The sequence below is a fragment of the Aestuarium zhoushanense genome (assembly GCF_056431045.1).
In genome coordinates, this window is record NZ_JBWKMA010000012.1 from 48824 (window position 1) to 63595 (window position 14772).

A 14772-nucleotide genomic window follows, 5' to 3' on the forward strand; every position below is an offset into this window, starting at 1 on the left:
TGACCGATATTGACACTCGCTTTATAAATCCCAATCCTGTATAGATAGTTTAACACTAAACTATCGCCATCACAGGACGGAGGACCTATGGCCGCTAGAAAACCAGCCGCACAGGCAAACGTGTCCAAGGAAGAGCTGCTGAGCTACTACCGTGACATGCTTCTCATCCGCCGCTTCGAAGAAAAGGCCGGCCAGCTTTATGGCATGGGTCTTATCGGCGGCTTCTGTCACCTCTACATCGGTCAAGAAGCGGTCGTCGTCGGCCTCGAAGCTTGCACCAAAGAGGGCGACAAACGCGTCACCTCCTACCGCGACCACGGTCACATGCTCGCATGTGGTATGGATGCAAACGGTGTGATGGCAGAACTTACCGGCCGCGAAGGTGGCTACTCCAAAGGTAAGGGCGGCTCCATGCACATGTTCTCCAAGGAAAAGCACTTCTACGGCGGCCACGGCATCGTTGGCGCTCAGGTGCCGCTTGGTGCAGGTCTGGCCTTCTCGGACAAATACCGTGGCAACGACAACGTCACCTTCGCCTACTTCGGCGATGGCGCTGCGAACCAAGGTCAGGTCTACGAGACCTACAACATGGCGGAACTCTGGGACCTTCCGGTGATCTTCGTCATCGAAAACAACCAATACGCTATGGGCACATCTGTTGCTCGTTCGACCAAATCGACCTCGCTCTACGGTCGCGGCGAAGCTTACGGCATCAAAGGCGAAGAAGTTGACGGCATGTCCGTCCTCGCCGTCAAAGAGGCTGGCGAACGCGCTGTTGCGCACTGCCGCGCAGGCAAAGGCCCCTACATCCTAGAGGTCAAAACCTATCGCTACCGTGGCCACTCCATGTCGGACCCTGCGAAATACCGGACCCGCGAAGAAGTGCAGAAAATGCGCGAAGAGCGTGACCCGATCGAACAGATCCGTGCGATGTTGCTCACGGGCAGCCATGCTTCCGAGGACGATCTGAAAAAGATCGACAAGGAAATCAAAGACATCGTGAACGAGTCCGCCGAATTCGCGAAAACCAGCCCGGAACCAGCTCTTGATGAGCTGTGGACCGACATTTACGCGTAAGATCGAGAGAGGACATCACACATGGCAACCGAAATTCTCATGCCCGCCCTCTCTCCGACGATGGAAGAAGGCACTCTGGCCAAATGGCTGAAAAAAGAGGGCGACACCATTTCTGCGGGTGACATCATCGCAGAGATCGAAACCGACAAAGCTACGATGGAGTTCGAGGCCGTCGACGAAGGCATCATGGGCAAAATCCTGATCGCTGAAGGCACCGAAAACGTCAAAGTGAACACCCCTATCGCTGTTCTCGTTGAAGAAGGCGAAGAGGTTCCTGCGGACGCTGGCCAATCGGCTCCTGCGGCTGAGGCTGCTGCCCCTGTTGCAGCGGCCCCTGCCTCTGCGGCGGCCGCTCCTGCGGCACCCAAGGTCGACCAGTCCCCTGACTGGCCCGAAGGCACCCCAATGAAAACCCAAACCGTCCGCGAAGCTCTGCGCGACGCGATGGCCGAAGAAATGCGCCGCGACCCCGACGTATTCCTCATGGGTGAAGAAGTCGGCGAATACCAAGGGGCTTATAAAATCTCCCAAGGTATGCTGGACGAATTCGGCTCTAAGCGCGTCATCGACACGCCGATCACCGAACACGGCTTTGCAGGTATCGCGACGGGTGCTGCATTTGGCGGTCTAAAACCGATCGTTGAATTCATGACCTTCAACTTTGCGATGCAGGCGATCGACCACATCATCAACTCTGCTGCTAAGACGCTCTATATGTCTGGCGGTCAGATGGGTGCGCCGATGGTCTTCCGTGGCCCGAACGGTGCAGCGGCTCGTGTGGGCGCGCAGCACTCGCAGGACTACGCAGCATGGTATGCGCAAATCCCTGGCCTCAAGGTCGTCATGCCCTACTCGGCTGCTGACTACAAAGGTCTGATGAAACAGGCAATCCGCGATCCGAACCCTGTGATCTTCCTCGAGAACGAAATCCTCTACGGTAAATCGTTCGAGGTTCCTGTGCTCGACGATTTCACCATCCCGTTCGGCAAAGCCAAAGTCTGCCGCTCTGGTAACGACGTGACCATCGTGTCCTTCGGCATCGGCATGACCTACGCCCTCGAAGCCGCTGAAAAGCTGGCCGAAGAAGGCATCGACGCTGAAGTCATCGACCTGCGCACCCTGCGTCCGTTGGACTACGACACCGTGCTTGCATCGGTGATGAAGACCAACCGCATGATCACCGTCGAAGAAGGCTGGCCCGTTGGCTCTATCGGCAACCACCTGTCGGCATATGTCATGACCCACGCGTTCGACTACCTCGACGCGCCTGTCCTGAACTGCACCGGCAAGGACGTTCCGATGCCCTACGCGGCAAACCTCGAAAAGCACGCTCTTGTCACCACGGCTGAAGTCATCGACGCCGTGAAGCAAGTCACCTACCGCTAAGGAGACAGAGAAATGGCTACAGAAATTCTCATGCCCGCCCTGTCCCCCACGATGGAGGAAGGCACGCTGGCCAAATGGCTGGTCAAAGAGGGCGACGAAGTAAAATCGGGCGACATCATCGCTGAGATCGAAACCGACAAAGCCACCATGGAATTCGAAGCCGTGGACGAAGGCATCGTCGGCAAGATCGTCATCGCTGAGGGCACCGAGGGCGTTAAGGTCAACAGCCTGATCGCAATCCTCGTCGAAGAGGGCGAAGAGGTTCCAGCAGCGGGCGCATCTGCACCTGCTGCGGCCCCTGCGGCGGCGGCTCCTGTCGCGGCGACGGCTCCTGCGGCTGCGGCACCTGCCCCAGCAGCACCTGTCAAAGACGGCAACCGCGTCTTTGCATCGCCACTCGCGCGGCGCATCGCAGGTCAAAAAGGTCTCGACCTGTCTGCCATCGCTGGCTCTGGCCCGCGTGGTCGCATCGTGAAATCGGACGTTGAAGGTGCAACCGCTGCACCCAAAGCTGCCGCTCCTGCTGCCGCTGCGACCGAGGCTCCCAAGGCTGCGGCTCCTGCTGCTGCCATGGCCCAAGGTCCGTCCACCGATGCCGTGCTCAAAATGTACGAAGGCACCGATTTCGAGGAAGTCAAACTCGACGGTATGCGCAAAACCATCGCTGCCCGCCTCACCGAGGCAAAGCAGTCGGTTCCGCACTTCTACCTGCGCCGCGACATCGAACTGGACGATCTGCTTGCCTTCCGTGCTCAGCTCAATGCGAAACTCGGCGACCGTGGCGTCAAACTCTCGGTCAACGATTTCATCATCAAAGCCTGCGCATTGGCCCTGCAACAAATCCCAGAAGCCAACGCCGTTTGGGCTGGCGACCGCGTGCTGAAGTTCAAAAACTCCGACGTGGCTGTGGCTGTAGCCATCGAAGGCGGCTTGTTCACTCCAGTTCTCAAAAACTCGGACAGCAAATCGCTCTCGGCTCTGTCGGCAGAGATGAAAGACCTCGCCAAACGTGCCCGCGACCGCAAACTCGCGCCGCATGAATATCAGGGCGGTTCGTTCGCAATCTCGAACCTCGGCATGTTCGGCATCGACAACTTCGACGCCATCATCAACCCGCCGCACTCTGGCATCCTCGCCGTTGGCGCGGGCGTGAAGAAACCTGTGGTTGGCGCTGACGACCAGATCAAAGTGGCGACCGTCATGTCCGTCACCCTCTCCGTTGACCACCGCGTGATCGACGGCGCACTGGGCGCACAACTCCTCGAGGCAATCAAAGCGAACCTCGAAAACCCGATTGCGATGCTGGCCTAATCAGCAGCCTTTCAAAACGAAAACGCCCCCGATTTCGGGGGCGTTTTTTTATGGCGCGAGCCGATCATCCAAGGTCAGTTGCAGGAACAACATATCCAGCCATCGCCCGAATTTCTTACCGACTTGTGGCATCCGCGCGACCTCTACAAATCCCATGCGTTCGTGCAGACGCACGGACCCTGTGTTTCCCGCCTCAACACTCGCGATCATCGCATGAAGCCCCTGTTCCCGTGCCCGATCAATGATCGCCTGCATAAGTTTCGGCCCCAGCCCCTGCCCTTGATACTCTGGCAACAGATAGACCGAATGTTCGACGGTCAGATCATAGCCATCCTTGCCGCGAAACGTGCCGTAAGTCGAATATCCCGCCGCCACGCCATCGACCTCTCCGATAAACACAGGGAACCCCGCCGCGCGTCGTTCCGCCAGAAACGCAAGACGGTTCGCCTCGTCCACAAGGATATCCGTCCAGAGCGCGGTGCCGTTCAGAACCTCATGGTTATAAATCTGCGTGAGAAAGCCCGCATCGGCATCGGTGGCGTCGCGAATGATCATCTGGTGTCTCCGTCTTTTGCCCGAACTGAACCCCGTTTTCACCGCCCCCGCAAGGGCCGTTGAAAAACATTCCAACTCTTTGATCTATCGCAAGGTTTACCCCCACCAGACTGCTATGCATCGGGTGACCAATCAAAAGAGGCGCGACATGGACTGGAAAGACTACCTAGCCAATACCACCAAACTGACCAAAGACTTCCGCAAGGCCCAACCCGACGTGGGCAAGGCCTTTACCGATATGCACCGCGCAGTTCTGCATGACGGCGCGTTGTCGGTAAAACATAAGGAATTACAAGCGATTGTCGTGGGCATCGTGACCCATTGCGCCGATTGCATCGGGTTCCACCTACAGGGCGCCGTCCGCGCAGGCGCCACCCGCGCAGAGCTTGAGGAAACCATCGCCACCTGCATCCTGATGGGCGGCGGACCTGCATATATGTATGGGATGAAGGCGCTAGAGGCCTACGACCAGCTGGTGGGTGAAGGAGAGGGTTAACCCTCTCCCATGCATTTTTTCAGCAGTTGATCCATAGAGACGGAGGGCTGGTCACATCCAGCTTCTCCGACGATCTTGGCGGGGACACCCGCCACGGTCTTGCAGCAGGGCACATCGTTCAGCACGACCGACCCCGCAGCGATACGGCTACGATCCCCGATCTTAATGTTGCCGAGCACCGACGCACCAGCGCCGATCAACACGCCATCACCGATTTTCGGGTGACGATCTTCGTCCTCTTTGCCCGTGCCGCCCAGCGTCACAGTGTGCAGGATCGATACGTTATCACCAACGACCGCCGTTTCACCGATCACGATGGAGTGGGCGTGGTCGATCATGATCCCGCGGCCGATACGGGCCGCAGGGTGAATATCGACGCCAAAGGTTTCAGAGATGCGCATCTGTAGGAAATACGCCATATCCTTGCGCCCCTGCTGCCAGAGGTAATGGCCCAAACGATAGGCCTGAACCGCCTGATACCCCTTAAAATAAAGGAGAGGATGCAGGAAACGGTGGCAGGCTGGGTCGCGTTCGTAGGTCGCGACAAGATCCGCACGCGCCGCAGCGGTCAGATCGGGTGCAGCCTCATAGGCGTCATCCGCAATCTCACGCAGCAATTGTTCCGACATCTCAGCCGAGGCAAGCTTCATCGACACGCGGTAGGCCAGCGCGTCCTGAAACCGATGATGGTGCAGGATACATTGGTGCAGCAGGCTCCCCATCAGAGGTTCGGTTTTGATCGCGTCCTCTGCTTCCGAACAGATACGGTCCCAAACGGGATCGATTTCAGCCAGTTTTGTTTTCGGGTTTGCCATGGTCAGGCTCCTGCGTTTTCTCGCGTCAGACTACCCTACTTAGGACATTTCGTCCAAGAATAAACCCGTGATCGTTTATATCACCGATTTTGATGGCGCGAGGCGATATAGGTTTGAAGCAAAACACTTAGCGCGTTGTGAAACCCTTCTGGGGTCGGGTAACGGATGGGTGCGCGGGGCAATCGGATGGCGCGGTCATGGAGCGTCCCATTACCCCAGTCAGGATGCGCCCGCCCCGTGCGTTTGCGGTATTTGTCGGCAAGCCGCGCCTGCGTGATCATCATAGCCGCGAGGTCTGGCCAATCGCGGTCAGGGCGCGCCAGCAATGCCCGCGCCCCCTGTTCCAGATCAGCCAGCAACACCGCCCGCATCACGCCACCCAAAGCGACCGATACGGCCCCGCGCCATAGCGGTCCGACAGTTGCGCGACCTGCACGGTGTAGTCCCCTGTCACACCATCCGCCGCTTTGTCAGCCGCTGAATAGGTGAACTCTGGCACAGCTACGATCACCTCGCGTTTCAGGTCGCCAGAGCCAAAGATCCGCACCACATAGGCTTCGCGATCCTCGCCCAAGGGCACCTCTGCCGCGTCCCAGCTATCGCCATCCACCCGCGTTCGCCGCACCCAGGTCGTCACCTCTCCCGTCGAGGTCAGATGACACACGGGATAAGGCCTCAACCCCGCGCCCGCGAACCCGCTGGTCACCGTCTGATAGGTCGGGTCATCATAGCCACGGGTCGCAGGACCAAAGCGGTAGCTGCGTGTGACACCGCGCAGGGTGCTCGGGTAATCAGGCTGAACGAGCGCCCCGTCCAAGAGCACCACCATTGATCCCGCAGGACGGAATAGCGCCTCCGTTCCCTGCTGCCCCCTCAGCCGCAACCGCAGGTCATAGGTGTTTGGCGCAACGAGCACGGCCTCTTGGAACTGGAACACCTCCCAGCCGTCCGCGCTGCCATCCCCAATGGCAATCGCATTGCGGCCCGACAGAACGCCAAGGCGATCCGTCGACGATAGCGCCCCCCGCACCAATCGCACCCGAAGCGCGGCCCCATGATCCCACCGTCCGGCCATCGCGGGGTCAAGCGGGGTCAACGTGGTGCCAATCGTGGCAGGCCGCTCTGCGGTGACGGCGAGCCTGTAATCACTGTCGGTTTCCGAATGATAGAGCGCGACCGCCCCCGGCCAATGGACCGCCGTCGCCGCAAAATGCGGGGCATGGGCGACCTCTGTTCCCGTGAGCAATGGCAGGTCAAGGAACACGCCCGTCACTGGCAAAGGCGCCGTGATCGGTGCAACCGTCTCTGCCAGATCATCGACCAAGGACGGGATATAGGCGTCGGTATCAATCCGCGTCGCCTCTGCCTCTTGGCCCAAGGATTGTGTCATCCGATCAATACGATAGCTGTCACCGTTCAACGTCACCACATCCCCCGCAGCGACATCAATCCGCGAAGGTGGCAGGGCAAATGTCACCGTGTCCCGCGCCATACGCTGTTCGGTCAACCAACGGTCGGTGATCTGGCTCGCCTCGGCTGAGGTCAGGACAACGCCCGCCTCGGACCGCGCAACGGACTGCGCCCCACCCGCAAGGCTCGCCTCGGCCAGACGAGTGTCATAGCTGCCGTCGGCACCCACGTAGGACAGACGGATTCTACCCGCAACTTCGGCCTCGGGCGCGCGAATGTGTTCCATGGCAGAGAACCGATCGCCGATCACCAGATCATCAGGGGAAAGCCTCACCCCATGCGTTGGCGTGCGGGTGACAAAGGTCAGTTTCCCATCCCGTTCGGTCACATCAAACCCATAGGCCAACATCAACGGCTGCAAAGCGGCCCGCGCCGTGTCGGTCTGGTCGATCATATAGCCACGGAGCACACCATAAAGGCGGCTCACATCGACCTCTGCCACCCCTGCCCGCTGGCAGATGTCAGCCACCGCTTGGGCGAGGCTACGGGCCGACAAACGACCGTTCATCCAATGTCCGCGCGCATAATTCGCCCCATCCGACCAGAGGTCGCGATTGTTGGGAAACGCAGGATAAGGTCGCGCGTCCCATGCCCAAAGGCATGCCAGCGACATATCCACCATCGCGCCACCGTAAACGGGCGACACGGGGTTCGCGGCAGGGTCCGCATAATGGTCGTGGATCGCTGTGATATAGGCCGCTTGCAGGGCATCATCGCGGCCCCCGGTCGAATAATACGGCAGGCCCGACTCCGACGATTTCGGGTCGAGGAATTTGTTCGGCTGGTTTGTCCCCTTATCAATCGCCGCACAGCCGTATTCGGTAAAGACGATGGGTTTCGACATGGGCACCCAATCGGTCGGAGTCTCCTGCTTAACACCGCCAATTCGGTTGTAGTGGGGGTTGGACCACCAATTGCGAATGTCCTTGGGTCGCCAAATCCAAGGCTCGCCCTCTCCATCGGTGATCGGTGTGCGGATTTGCGCGGCGCGGGCCTCGGGCGAGTGGTAATACCAATCATAAAGCTCTCCGCCTTCGACGTTGGAACGCAGGTAATCGAGGTTGCGAATATCGCCCCACTCTGCGTCAAGGTGATCCAACCCATCGCGCCAATCAGAGAGCGGCAGGTAGTTATCAATCCCGATGAAATCGATATTCGGGTCAGCCCAGAGCGCGTCGAGGTGAAACACCTTATCCGCCGTGCTCGCAGGCTGCATCCCGTGATATTCGGACCAGTCGGCGGCATAGGTGATCTTGGCATTGGGCAGGATCGCTTTGACATCGGCCGCAAGTTGGCGCAATTGGTCGACCGCTGGGAACCCGTTTGTCCCGCGAATTTCGGTAAGGCCTCGTAGTTCAGAGCCGATACAGAACACGCCGACACCGCCTGCCGCCGCACAGAGGTGCGCGTAGTGGAGGATGAAGCGGCGGTAGCTCCATTCCGCTGGACCAATGTAGGTGACCGACGTGCCGTTGATCACGAAATCGCTGGCTTGCGCGGTGCCGAAAAACGCCGCAACCTCGGCCTCTGCGAGGGCGGTTTGATCGGGCGTTCCGGATTGTGTGGGCGCAAGCGACAGAGTGATCCGACCGCGCCAAGGTAGCGCGGGTTGGGTGGCAGAACCCCACGGATCGGGCAGAGTGTTATCCAACAATTGCTCCATCAGAACAAAGGGATAAAACACAGGGCTGATGCCACGCGCGGTCAAAGATTGGATCGCTTGCACCACGGATTGGTCGGTGGGCGTGCCGCCGTAAACGGGGCGGTCATCGGCATAAGGCACGAGGCCAGCGGTGGCGCGGTCGGCCCCGCTCACTTGCCACGGCATGTCGATTGGATCGGGACCAAGCGTCTCTGCCCGCGGGCCGATCCGACAGGACCCACAGCGCAGATCATCGCCAAACCACGACACGATGAGAGAGGCGGTCGAGAGGTTCGGGGCCTCATCCGTCAGGGCATCGAGAGACACCTCAATATCCGCCTTGCCCGCCGCCGTATGGACGTTAAGCGACCGATAGGACCCCAGCCCGTCGTTCACCGTCACGGGCGTTGTGGCCAGCGCGTATTCCCCCGTCCCAGGGATGAGGGCCACGCCACGGACCTTTTGCGCGATGTCGTCGGCACTGGTTTTCACCACCTCGAACGAGAACTGCGGGATGCGGTTGCCGAATAGGCCAAGGGGCAAGTCTTCGATCACCACATAGGCGGTGCCGCGATAGGCGGGCGCGTTGCCTGTGCCCTCGACCGCTTCAATCTTCGGATCGGGGAGCTGGTCTTCGCCGCCCTTATAAACCCGCAGGGTCAGGTCATCGGCGGCGATCTCTACGCCGTCAGCCCAGATGCGCCCAATGCGGGTGATTGGCCCCTCGCAGACCGCGATGGCGAGGCTGACGGTATAGGCGTAGTTTGTCACGCTAGGCTGACGGGACCCTTTGCCGCTGCCGCCAGTGGTGGTCGTGCTCTCAATGAACCGCGTGGCCCAGATGACCTGACCACCCACACGCATTTGCCCGTGGATTTGCGGGATGGCAGAGCCCTCGGACGCGCCTGTCAGACGGAAACGGTCGATGCGGCCTGCTTCGACCGCATCCGATCCGCCCATCACGCGCTGGTCGATGACACGGCCCAAGGTCGCACCGATGGCGCGGCCGATGACCGCGTTCGACAGGCCAAGCGTGGTGCCACCGATGGACCCACCCAGCGCCATACCTGCCGCAGAAAGAACAATCGTCGCCATCAAAGCCCCCTTTCAGGAAAGGAAAACCGCGCCGCAATGCGACGGGCCCATGGTGGGGTCAGGCGGCTCTCGATCACGCCGTGGCCCGTGTAGGAATGGATAAATGCAGGACGCGCCCCGATCTGCGATTGCAGACCGAGGTGTTTGGCAACCGATCCGTCGCGCATCCGAAACAGGATCAGATCGCCAAGCGCGGCGTCAGTTACAGGTTTCGGGGTGAAGTGGCGCAGGGCCGCGTCAAAGAGATCCTCGCGCCCTTGGGGTTCGGACCAATCCGCGCTGTAGGCAGGCACGGGTTCGGGCAGCGGGCCTATATGCGCACGCCAAAGGCCTAGGATCAGCCCCAGACAATCGCAACCCGCCCCCTTGCACGAAGCCTGATGCCTGTAGGGGGTGCCGATCCAATCGCGGGCGGTGGTGACAATCGGGTTCATCGCAGGCTCCCCCCATCGTTGCTGCCAGCACGGCGTGGGGTGGAGACCAGCCAGTCTTCGCCCGGAATGTCAGGGAAGCCACGGAAATTCAAAAGGTTGTCGAACTTTGCCTGACAGGTCGCCATGCGTTTGTCGCAGCCCGCCTCAAGGCGGATTAAATCGCCCGCCGAGATCTCTGCCCCAAGGGGCTGCCATAGTTCGATCAGGTGCCGGGGACCGTCGATACGGTTCGCCTTGATCAGACCAGAAAGGCCCGTGGCAGCCCCCGACATGACCGTCAGACGCCCCTTTTCGAACCACCGCTCTGCCTGTGGCAGCGGGTCGGTCCAAAAGACGCGGTTGCGTTTGACGGCATAGGCTGGGATTTCATGACGAAATGCGGGCGTGTTGAGGTCAACACCACAGGCAGCGTCGCCCAAGGTGGCGGCACAGGCCCGCTGGAACACGCGGCCTTGAGGCTGGTTGAGGGCCTCGGCCAGCCCGCGCAGTTCGGCGCGGAACTCTGGCCCGTTGCGGCGCATTTCCCCTATGCTGCCGCGAAACCGCAAGAGCCGCTCTGAGGTGTCCGCCCAATTGACGATCCAGAACCGCACCTCTGCCCCGTCATAGCGACCCGCGATGATGTCGGCCTCTGTGATGGCGGTGTCGGTCAAGGTGCCGATCGCCTCTGTGTTATCAACGGACAGACCCGTGGACTGTTCGATGGCCTGTGCAGACAGCCCCGTATCGGCGCGGAAGGTGATCCCGTCAAAGGACAGGTCGCGGTCGTGGTCGGTAAAGCCCAAGGTCACGCCATCGCCCCGCGTCACGGCCCATGCGCGGCAGGTGGTTGTGGTGCCTGTGGCCAGGTGCGTGAGGAGCGTCATTGGCGCACCTCCACCACTGGGATATCAGGCACCTCGCCCGCGTTGAAATTCGCAGCCGATATGCGGATCGCGTCCGTGTCAAACCGCACAGGCACGTCGAATTCAAAGCCCGCACGAATGTCCACGCCAATGTCTGGCGGGTGGGCAAAAGTGATCTCTCCGTTCATGTAATCGACGGTGTAGTCGATGCTTTCTTGCTGGGGGATATTGCCCAGCGTCACCAGCACCGTGCCAAGGACGGGTTTCGTGATCGGACGCTCATAGCTGCCTGCGCCAGAGGTATAGAGTTTGCGCAGGGCAAAGGTCGATGTGACCTCATCCCCGATGCCAAGCAGTTGGTCGATGCCAGAAGGCGCACGCGAGGGCGCGCAGGATTTGTAGTCGGCCCAGTCCTTCCAACGAAAGCCATAGAGCTGCCCTTTGCGGCCCTCAAAAAACGCGATCAGCGCGTCGATGTCATCCATCGAGCGCAGGCCCAGCCCCGCGTCATAGCGCCTGCGCGAATGGGCCCACGGCGCGTTGCGTTCCTCGTGACCATTGGCGAGCGTGACGATTTCGGTGCGCCGTTCTGGCCCGCCGACAGAGCCGAAGGACAGCGAGACGGGAAAGCGGATATCATGAAACCCCATTGTGGCCTCCTTAACGATTGCGTTGGCCACGGCTCATCACCCGTGACATCTGCGCGGCGATCTGGCTCTGGCTGCGTTGGAACCCCTGCACGTCGGGGGTGGTGATGTTCATGGTGACGTGGACCGTGCCGCCGCCCTGCGCCTGAACGCCCAGACGACCATCTGCGGAACGGGTCAGCGGCATGATCGCCTCTGGCCCCGCCTCACCCATGAGGCCCGTGGAACCGCGCATGGGGAATGTGGTCGGGCTGGTTACAACGCCGCCCTTGGCAAAGGGCATCACGCGGCCTTGGGTAAAGGCACCGCCCTGCGCGTAGGGCATGATGGACGACACAAGCGCGTTCAACCCGCCCGCGAGCATCCCACCAAAGTGATCGGTCACGGGCTTCATCGCGGCGTTGTAGACGGTGTTCGACATCGCCTTGCCCAGGGTAGAGAGCGCGTCCGAAAGTTTCATCCCGTCAAAGACCACGCCATCAAAGGCCTTGCGCAACCCACGCGAAAACCCCGCATCCAGATTGCCCAGATCGCGGGTCGTATCGCCCAAGGTTTGGCGGATGTCGCGCAGTTGTGCATCAAAGGCGGCAGTCATCGTGGACGCCTCGCCCATGCTGGTTTCCAGCGATGAAAGCTGCGTGTCCAGATCATCCAAGCGGTCGAAATCGCTCATCTCGTGGTCCTTTCGTCAGGATAAAGGGAGGCCAGTTCGGCCAAACGGGCGCGGCCCATGGCGGGCGATGCAGCATCCAGCCCCGCGATGAGGAGGAGCTCTGCTGGTGTCAGCGCCCAAAATTCGCGCGGGGACAGGCGCAAACCGCGCAGGCCCAACCGCATCAGACCCGCCCAGTCCATTCAGGCCACCGGCGTGAACGCACGGGCGAGCATGAGGGCCGCAGCCTGTGCCGCCCCCACGGGCCCACCTGCGATATCGGCGGTGAGGAGGTCGGCGCTACTGCCGCTCCACCCGCCCCCACGCAGGCCCGCTACGCACAAGGCCAACACATCGCGCGAAGAAAACGCGCCCGTGTCAAAGCGGTCGATCAGGTCGATCAGGGTTCCGGTCTGCAACTCTGCCTCAAGTTCAGCCAGCGCACCGAGCGTCAGTTTGCACGGGTATGCGGTGCCGTTGAGGGTCAGGGTCACCTCGCCTGCATGGGGGTTCGCCATCAGACCGCCGCCGTAAAGGTCAGCGCACCCGCAGAGGCGAGCGAAAGCTCATAGGTCGCCTCGCCGTTATGAGTGCCTGCATATTCGATGGCGGTGATTTGGAACGGGCCTTCGATGGTGCCAAAATCGGGGATGATCACCTGAAAATCGGGCATCTGACCGTCGAAAAAGATCTGGCGGGCGCGTTCGTCGGTGGCGTCATCTTTGAACACGCCAGAGCCAGAGAGGCTCGCCGAACGGACACCAGCGCCCGCAAGGAGTTCGCGCCAGCCGCCTTGGCTGTCGAGGTTCGTCACATCCACGGTTTCCGCGTTGAAACTGATGCGCGTGGCCCGCAGGCCAGCGGTGGTTTGGAACTGACCGTCGCCAGTCATGTCCATCTTGATCAATAGGTCTTTGCCGTTTTGGGCTGCCATGGGATTTCTCCTGTCGTGAGGGGTCAGAGGTCTTCGACGCGGGCGCGGAAGATCAGGGTGATTTGGCGGACGCTGCTGCCGTCCACGCGGGACGCGTTCGCCCGCAGGAAATTCAGCGCAACGATGCGGCCACGGGTGAGCGTCAGCGCTGTATCGAGGAGCGCATCAGACACCTGCGCAGCGGCCAGTTTCGCGGCGGCAAAGCCTGCGGTTTCCGTGGCAATCGTGACGCTGAAATCATGATCCGCACCGTGGACCGTTTGATCAGAGCGATCCTTGACCACTTCGGGACCGAGCGTGATGTAGAGCGCGGGCAGCGTGCCAGTGGGCAGCGCATCATAAACGGGCGTGTCGGTGATCTGGTCGGTGAGCCGTGCGTAGACCGCCGATTGCAGCGCGGCAGAGAGGGCGTAGGTCATACGGCGACCTCCTCTGTCACATAGCATGTCAGGAACCGCGCATCCGCGTCGCGCTCCACCACAGCATCAATCGCAAAGAGGCGGGTCGCATCACGGAACCGCTGTTCAGGACGCGGGCGCGAGGGCGATCCGATGGGGGCAGCACGCACGGTCATGGTGAACCGCGATTTCGACAAAGGGACCGCGACGCCTGACCCTTCGGCACCAGTGCGGGCCTTTACCTCGGCCCAGAGCGTGCCCATGGGTTGCCAGTCGATGCTGTAGCCACCTGCCCCGTCCGCCACGCGGATCGGCGTTTCAAGCGTGAGTTTGCGCGAAAGGATCGGCAAGGTCATTCCATGCCTCCCAACCGCAGGGTGCGATAGCGTTCCACGAGCGAGGCCACCATCGGCGGCATCAGGTCACGGCCAGCGGTTTCGCCGTGGCGGAAGTCGTAGAAATGGGCGGCGAGCATGAGGACGGCTTGGGCTAGGTCATCGGGGATGTCGGACCAGTTCGGGCCGTAACCCGCAACGAAATTCATCCGTGCAGAGCCACCCGTTGCGATCATCGGCAAGGCCAGACCCAGCGCCACGAGGCGCGGACGATGGAGGTCGGCGACCAGCACCCACGACGACTGCGACACCGGCGTTTCAGCGCCCAAACGGTCGAACAAGGTCAGCGATGAGACGGCAGAGACAGGCCCCACAGGGAGCACCGCGTCAGAGGTCGACCGCCAGCGATAAACCGTCCAGCTAAAGTCGCGCTGGATCAGGATCTTCCCCGTGCGGGCCTCAATCGCGGCAAGGGCCGCACGGAGCGCCGCGACCAGCACGCCGTCTTGCAAACCATCGTCGGCAAAGCCCGACCCCAGTCGCAAATGGTCTTTGAATTCAGCGACCGGAAGCGCCGCGAGGGGCGCCGTGGTCTGTTCGACTAACATCATCACATCTCTCCGAAATTCCGGTCGGTTGAGGTCCGCGCGGTCACTGGCCCTTCTCGGGCGGGGACATGC

The 14772-nt window shown here is 60.9% G+C and carries 18 protein-coding genes; 4 read left to right on the top strand and 14 right to left on the bottom strand.

The window, feature by feature from the left end:
- Nucleotides 1-87 precede the first annotated feature (87 nt).
- Genes pdhA through AC07ED_RS04870 form a run of 3 tightly spaced genes read left to right on the top strand, consistent with a single transcriptional unit; the run spans nucleotide 88 to nucleotide 3774 of the window.
- Complete coding sequence (pdhA, locus tag AC07ED_RS04860) at nucleotides 88-1077, top strand: pyruvate dehydrogenase (acetyl-transferring) E1 component subunit alpha (protein ID WP_067545602.1); 990 nt, start codon at nucleotides 88-90, stop codon at nucleotides 1075-1077.
- Between the two features lie 21 nt (nucleotides 1078-1098).
- The gene (locus tag AC07ED_RS04865; RefSeq protein WP_105234872.1) at nucleotides 1099-2463 is read left to right on the top strand and encodes a pyruvate dehydrogenase complex E1 component subunit beta; all 1365 of its coding nucleotides are present in this window, start codon (nucleotides 1099-1101) and stop codon (nucleotides 2461-2463) included.
- A gap of 12 nt (nucleotides 2464-2475) precedes the next feature.
- Nucleotides 2476-3774, top strand: coding sequence for a pyruvate dehydrogenase complex dihydrolipoamide acetyltransferase (locus AC07ED_RS04870; protein ID WP_105234871.1), 1299 nt, complete (start codon nucleotides 2476-2478; stop codon nucleotides 3772-3774).
- 48 nt (nucleotides 3775-3822) lie between these two features.
- On the opposite strand, the gene AC07ED_RS04875 is transcribed toward AC07ED_RS04870, so the two are convergent.
- Nucleotides 3823-4329, bottom strand: a complete 507-nt coding sequence (locus AC07ED_RS04875; RefSeq protein ID WP_105234870.1) for a GNAT family N-acetyltransferase — start codon at nucleotides 4327-4329, stop codon at nucleotides 3823-3825.
- Between the two features lie 148 nt (nucleotides 4330-4477).
- Between AC07ED_RS04875 and AC07ED_RS04880 the strand changes: the two genes are divergently transcribed.
- A complete protein-coding gene (locus AC07ED_RS04880; RefSeq protein ID WP_105234869.1) occupies nucleotides 4478-4825 on the top strand; it encodes a carboxymuconolactone decarboxylase family protein in 348 nt (115 codons plus the stop codon).
- On the opposite strand, the gene cysE is transcribed toward AC07ED_RS04880, so the two are convergent.
- From cysE to AC07ED_RS04945, 13 genes are all read right to left on the bottom strand, one after another.
- Nucleotides 4822-5640, bottom strand: a complete 819-nt coding sequence (cysE, locus tag AC07ED_RS04885; protein ID WP_105234868.1) for a serine O-acetyltransferase — start codon at nucleotides 5638-5640, stop codon at nucleotides 4822-4824. The two genes, AC07ED_RS04880 and cysE, sit on opposite strands and share 4 nt — an antisense overlap.
- 80 nt (nucleotides 5641-5720) lie before the next feature.
- Nucleotides 5721-6011, bottom strand: coding sequence for a DUF7742 family protein (locus AC07ED_RS04890; RefSeq protein WP_105234867.1), 291 nt, complete (start codon nucleotides 6009-6011; stop codon nucleotides 5721-5723).
- Nucleotides 6011-9847 (bottom strand): baseplate multidomain protein megatron, encoded by a 3837-nt coding sequence (locus AC07ED_RS04895; RefSeq protein WP_105234866.1) that lies wholly within the window; start codon nucleotides 9845-9847, stop codon nucleotides 6011-6013. Before AC07ED_RS04895 ends, AC07ED_RS04890 begins: the two co-directional genes overlap by 1 nt.
- Entirely contained in the window at nucleotides 9847-10281 is a 435-nt protein-coding gene (locus AC07ED_RS04900; protein ID WP_105234865.1) for a C40 family peptidase, read from the bottom strand. The genes AC07ED_RS04895 and AC07ED_RS04900 overlap by 1 nt, the downstream gene beginning before the upstream one ends.
- A complete protein-coding gene (locus AC07ED_RS04905) occupies nucleotides 10278-11147 on the bottom strand; it encodes a DUF2163 domain-containing protein (RefSeq protein ID WP_105234864.1) in 870 nt (289 codons plus the stop codon). Before AC07ED_RS04905 ends, AC07ED_RS04900 begins: the two co-directional genes overlap by 4 nt.
- Nucleotides 11144-11776, bottom strand: a complete 633-nt coding sequence (locus tag AC07ED_RS04910; protein WP_105234863.1) for a DUF2460 domain-containing protein — start codon at nucleotides 11774-11776, stop codon at nucleotides 11144-11146. Before AC07ED_RS04910 ends, AC07ED_RS04905 begins: the two co-directional genes overlap by 4 nt.
- Before the next feature lie 10 nt (nucleotides 11777-11786).
- Nucleotides 11787-12446 carry a phage tail tape measure protein gene (locus AC07ED_RS04915; RefSeq protein ID WP_105234862.1) on the bottom strand — a complete coding sequence of 220 codons (660 nt, stop codon included), beginning with the start codon at nucleotides 12444-12446 and terminating at the stop codon, nucleotides 11787-11789.
- Nucleotides 12443-12628 carry a rcc01693 family protein gene (locus tag AC07ED_RS04920; protein WP_105234861.1) on the bottom strand — a complete coding sequence of 62 codons (186 nt, stop codon included), beginning with the start codon at nucleotides 12626-12628 and terminating at the stop codon, nucleotides 12443-12445. Before AC07ED_RS04920 ends, AC07ED_RS04915 begins: the two co-directional genes overlap by 4 nt.
- Nucleotides 12629-12943 carry a gene transfer agent family protein gene (locus AC07ED_RS04925; RefSeq protein WP_105234860.1) on the bottom strand — a complete coding sequence of 105 codons (315 nt, stop codon included), beginning with the start codon at nucleotides 12941-12943 and terminating at the stop codon, nucleotides 12629-12631. It abuts the gene before it with no gap.
- The gene (locus AC07ED_RS04930) at nucleotides 12943-13359 is read right to left on the bottom strand and encodes a phage major tail protein, TP901-1 family (RefSeq protein WP_105234859.1); all 417 of its coding nucleotides are present in this window, start codon (nucleotides 13357-13359) and stop codon (nucleotides 12943-12945) included. Before AC07ED_RS04930 ends, AC07ED_RS04925 begins: the two co-directional genes overlap by 1 nt.
- Before the next feature lie 23 nt (nucleotides 13360-13382).
- On the bottom strand, nucleotides 13383-13778 hold the full coding sequence (locus AC07ED_RS04935; RefSeq protein ID WP_105234858.1) for a DUF3168 domain-containing protein: 396 nt from the start codon (nucleotides 13776-13778) through the stop codon (nucleotides 13383-13385).
- Complete coding sequence (locus tag AC07ED_RS04940; RefSeq protein WP_105234857.1) at nucleotides 13775-14113, bottom strand: head-tail adaptor protein; 339 nt, start codon at nucleotides 14111-14113, stop codon at nucleotides 13775-13777. Before AC07ED_RS04940 ends, AC07ED_RS04935 begins: the two co-directional genes overlap by 4 nt.
- On the bottom strand, nucleotides 14110-14703 hold the full coding sequence (locus AC07ED_RS04945) for a head-tail connector protein (RefSeq protein WP_105234856.1): 594 nt from the start codon (nucleotides 14701-14703) through the stop codon (nucleotides 14110-14112). The genes AC07ED_RS04940 and AC07ED_RS04945 overlap by 4 nt, the downstream gene beginning before the upstream one ends.
- Between the last annotated feature and the right edge of the window lie 69 nt (nucleotides 14704-14772).

What these genes read in the sequence shown, in the direction of transcription:
- pdhA (WP_067545602.1), top strand. Translation starts at nt 88, where the DNA reads ATGGCCGCTAGAAAACCAGCCGCACAGGCAAACGTGTCCAAGGAAGAG.
- AC07ED_RS04865 (WP_105234872.1), top strand. Translation starts at nt 1,099, where the DNA reads ATGGCAACCGAAATTCTCATGCCCGCCCTCTCTCCGACGATGGAAGAA.
- AC07ED_RS04870 (WP_105234871.1), top strand. Translation starts at nt 2,476, where the DNA reads ATGGCTACAGAAATTCTCATGCCCGCCCTGTCCCCCACGATGGAGGAA.
- AC07ED_RS04875 (WP_105234870.1), bottom strand. Translation starts at nt 4,329, where the DNA reads ATGATCATTCGCGACGCCACCGATGCCGATGCGGGCTTTCTCACGCAG.
- AC07ED_RS04880 (WP_105234869.1), top strand. Translation starts at nt 4,478, where the DNA reads ATGGACTGGAAAGACTACCTAGCCAATACCACCAAACTGACCAAAGAC.
- cysE (WP_105234868.1), bottom strand. Translation starts at nt 5,640, where the DNA reads ATGGCAAACCCGAAAACAAAACTGGCTGAAATCGATCCCGTTTGGGAC.
- AC07ED_RS04890 (WP_105234867.1), bottom strand. Translation starts at nt 6,011, where the DNA reads ATGCGGGCGGTGTTGCTGGCTGATCTGGAACAGGGGGCGCGGGCATTG.
- AC07ED_RS04895 (WP_105234866.1), bottom strand. Translation starts at nt 9,847, where the DNA reads ATGGCGACGATTGTTCTTTCTGCGGCAGGTATGGCGCTGGGTGGGTCC.
- AC07ED_RS04900 (WP_105234865.1), bottom strand. Translation starts at nt 10,281, where the DNA reads ATGAACCCGATTGTCACCACCGCCCGCGATTGGATCGGCACCCCCTAC.
- AC07ED_RS04905 (WP_105234864.1), bottom strand. Translation starts at nt 11,147, where the DNA reads ATGACGCTCCTCACGCACCTGGCCACAGGCACCACAACCACCTGCCGC.
- AC07ED_RS04910 (WP_105234863.1), bottom strand. Translation starts at nt 11,776, where the DNA reads ATGGGGTTTCATGATATCCGCTTTCCCGTCTCGCTGTCCTTCGGCTCT.
- AC07ED_RS04915 (WP_105234862.1), bottom strand. Translation starts at nt 12,446, where the DNA reads ATGAGCGATTTCGACCGCTTGGATGATCTGGACACGCAGCTTTCATCG.
- AC07ED_RS04920 (WP_105234861.1), bottom strand. Translation starts at nt 12,628, where the DNA reads ATGGACTGGGCGGGTCTGATGCGGTTGGGCCTGCGCGGTTTGCGCCTG.
- AC07ED_RS04925 (WP_105234860.1), bottom strand. Translation starts at nt 12,943, where the DNA reads ATGGCGAACCCCCATGCAGGCGAGGTGACCCTGACCCTCAACGGCACC.
- AC07ED_RS04930 (WP_105234859.1), bottom strand. Translation starts at nt 13,359, where the DNA reads ATGGCAGCCCAAAACGGCAAAGACCTATTGATCAAGATGGACATGACT.
- AC07ED_RS04935 (WP_105234858.1), bottom strand. Translation starts at nt 13,778, where the DNA reads ATGACCTACGCCCTCTCTGCCGCGCTGCAATCGGCGGTCTACGCACGG.
- AC07ED_RS04940 (WP_105234857.1), bottom strand. Translation starts at nt 14,113, where the DNA reads ATGACCTTGCCGATCCTTTCGCGCAAACTCACGCTTGAAACGCCGATC.
- AC07ED_RS04945 (WP_105234856.1), bottom strand. Translation starts at nt 14,703, where the DNA reads ATGATGTTAGTCGAACAGACCACGGCGCCCCTCGCGGCGCTTCCGGTC.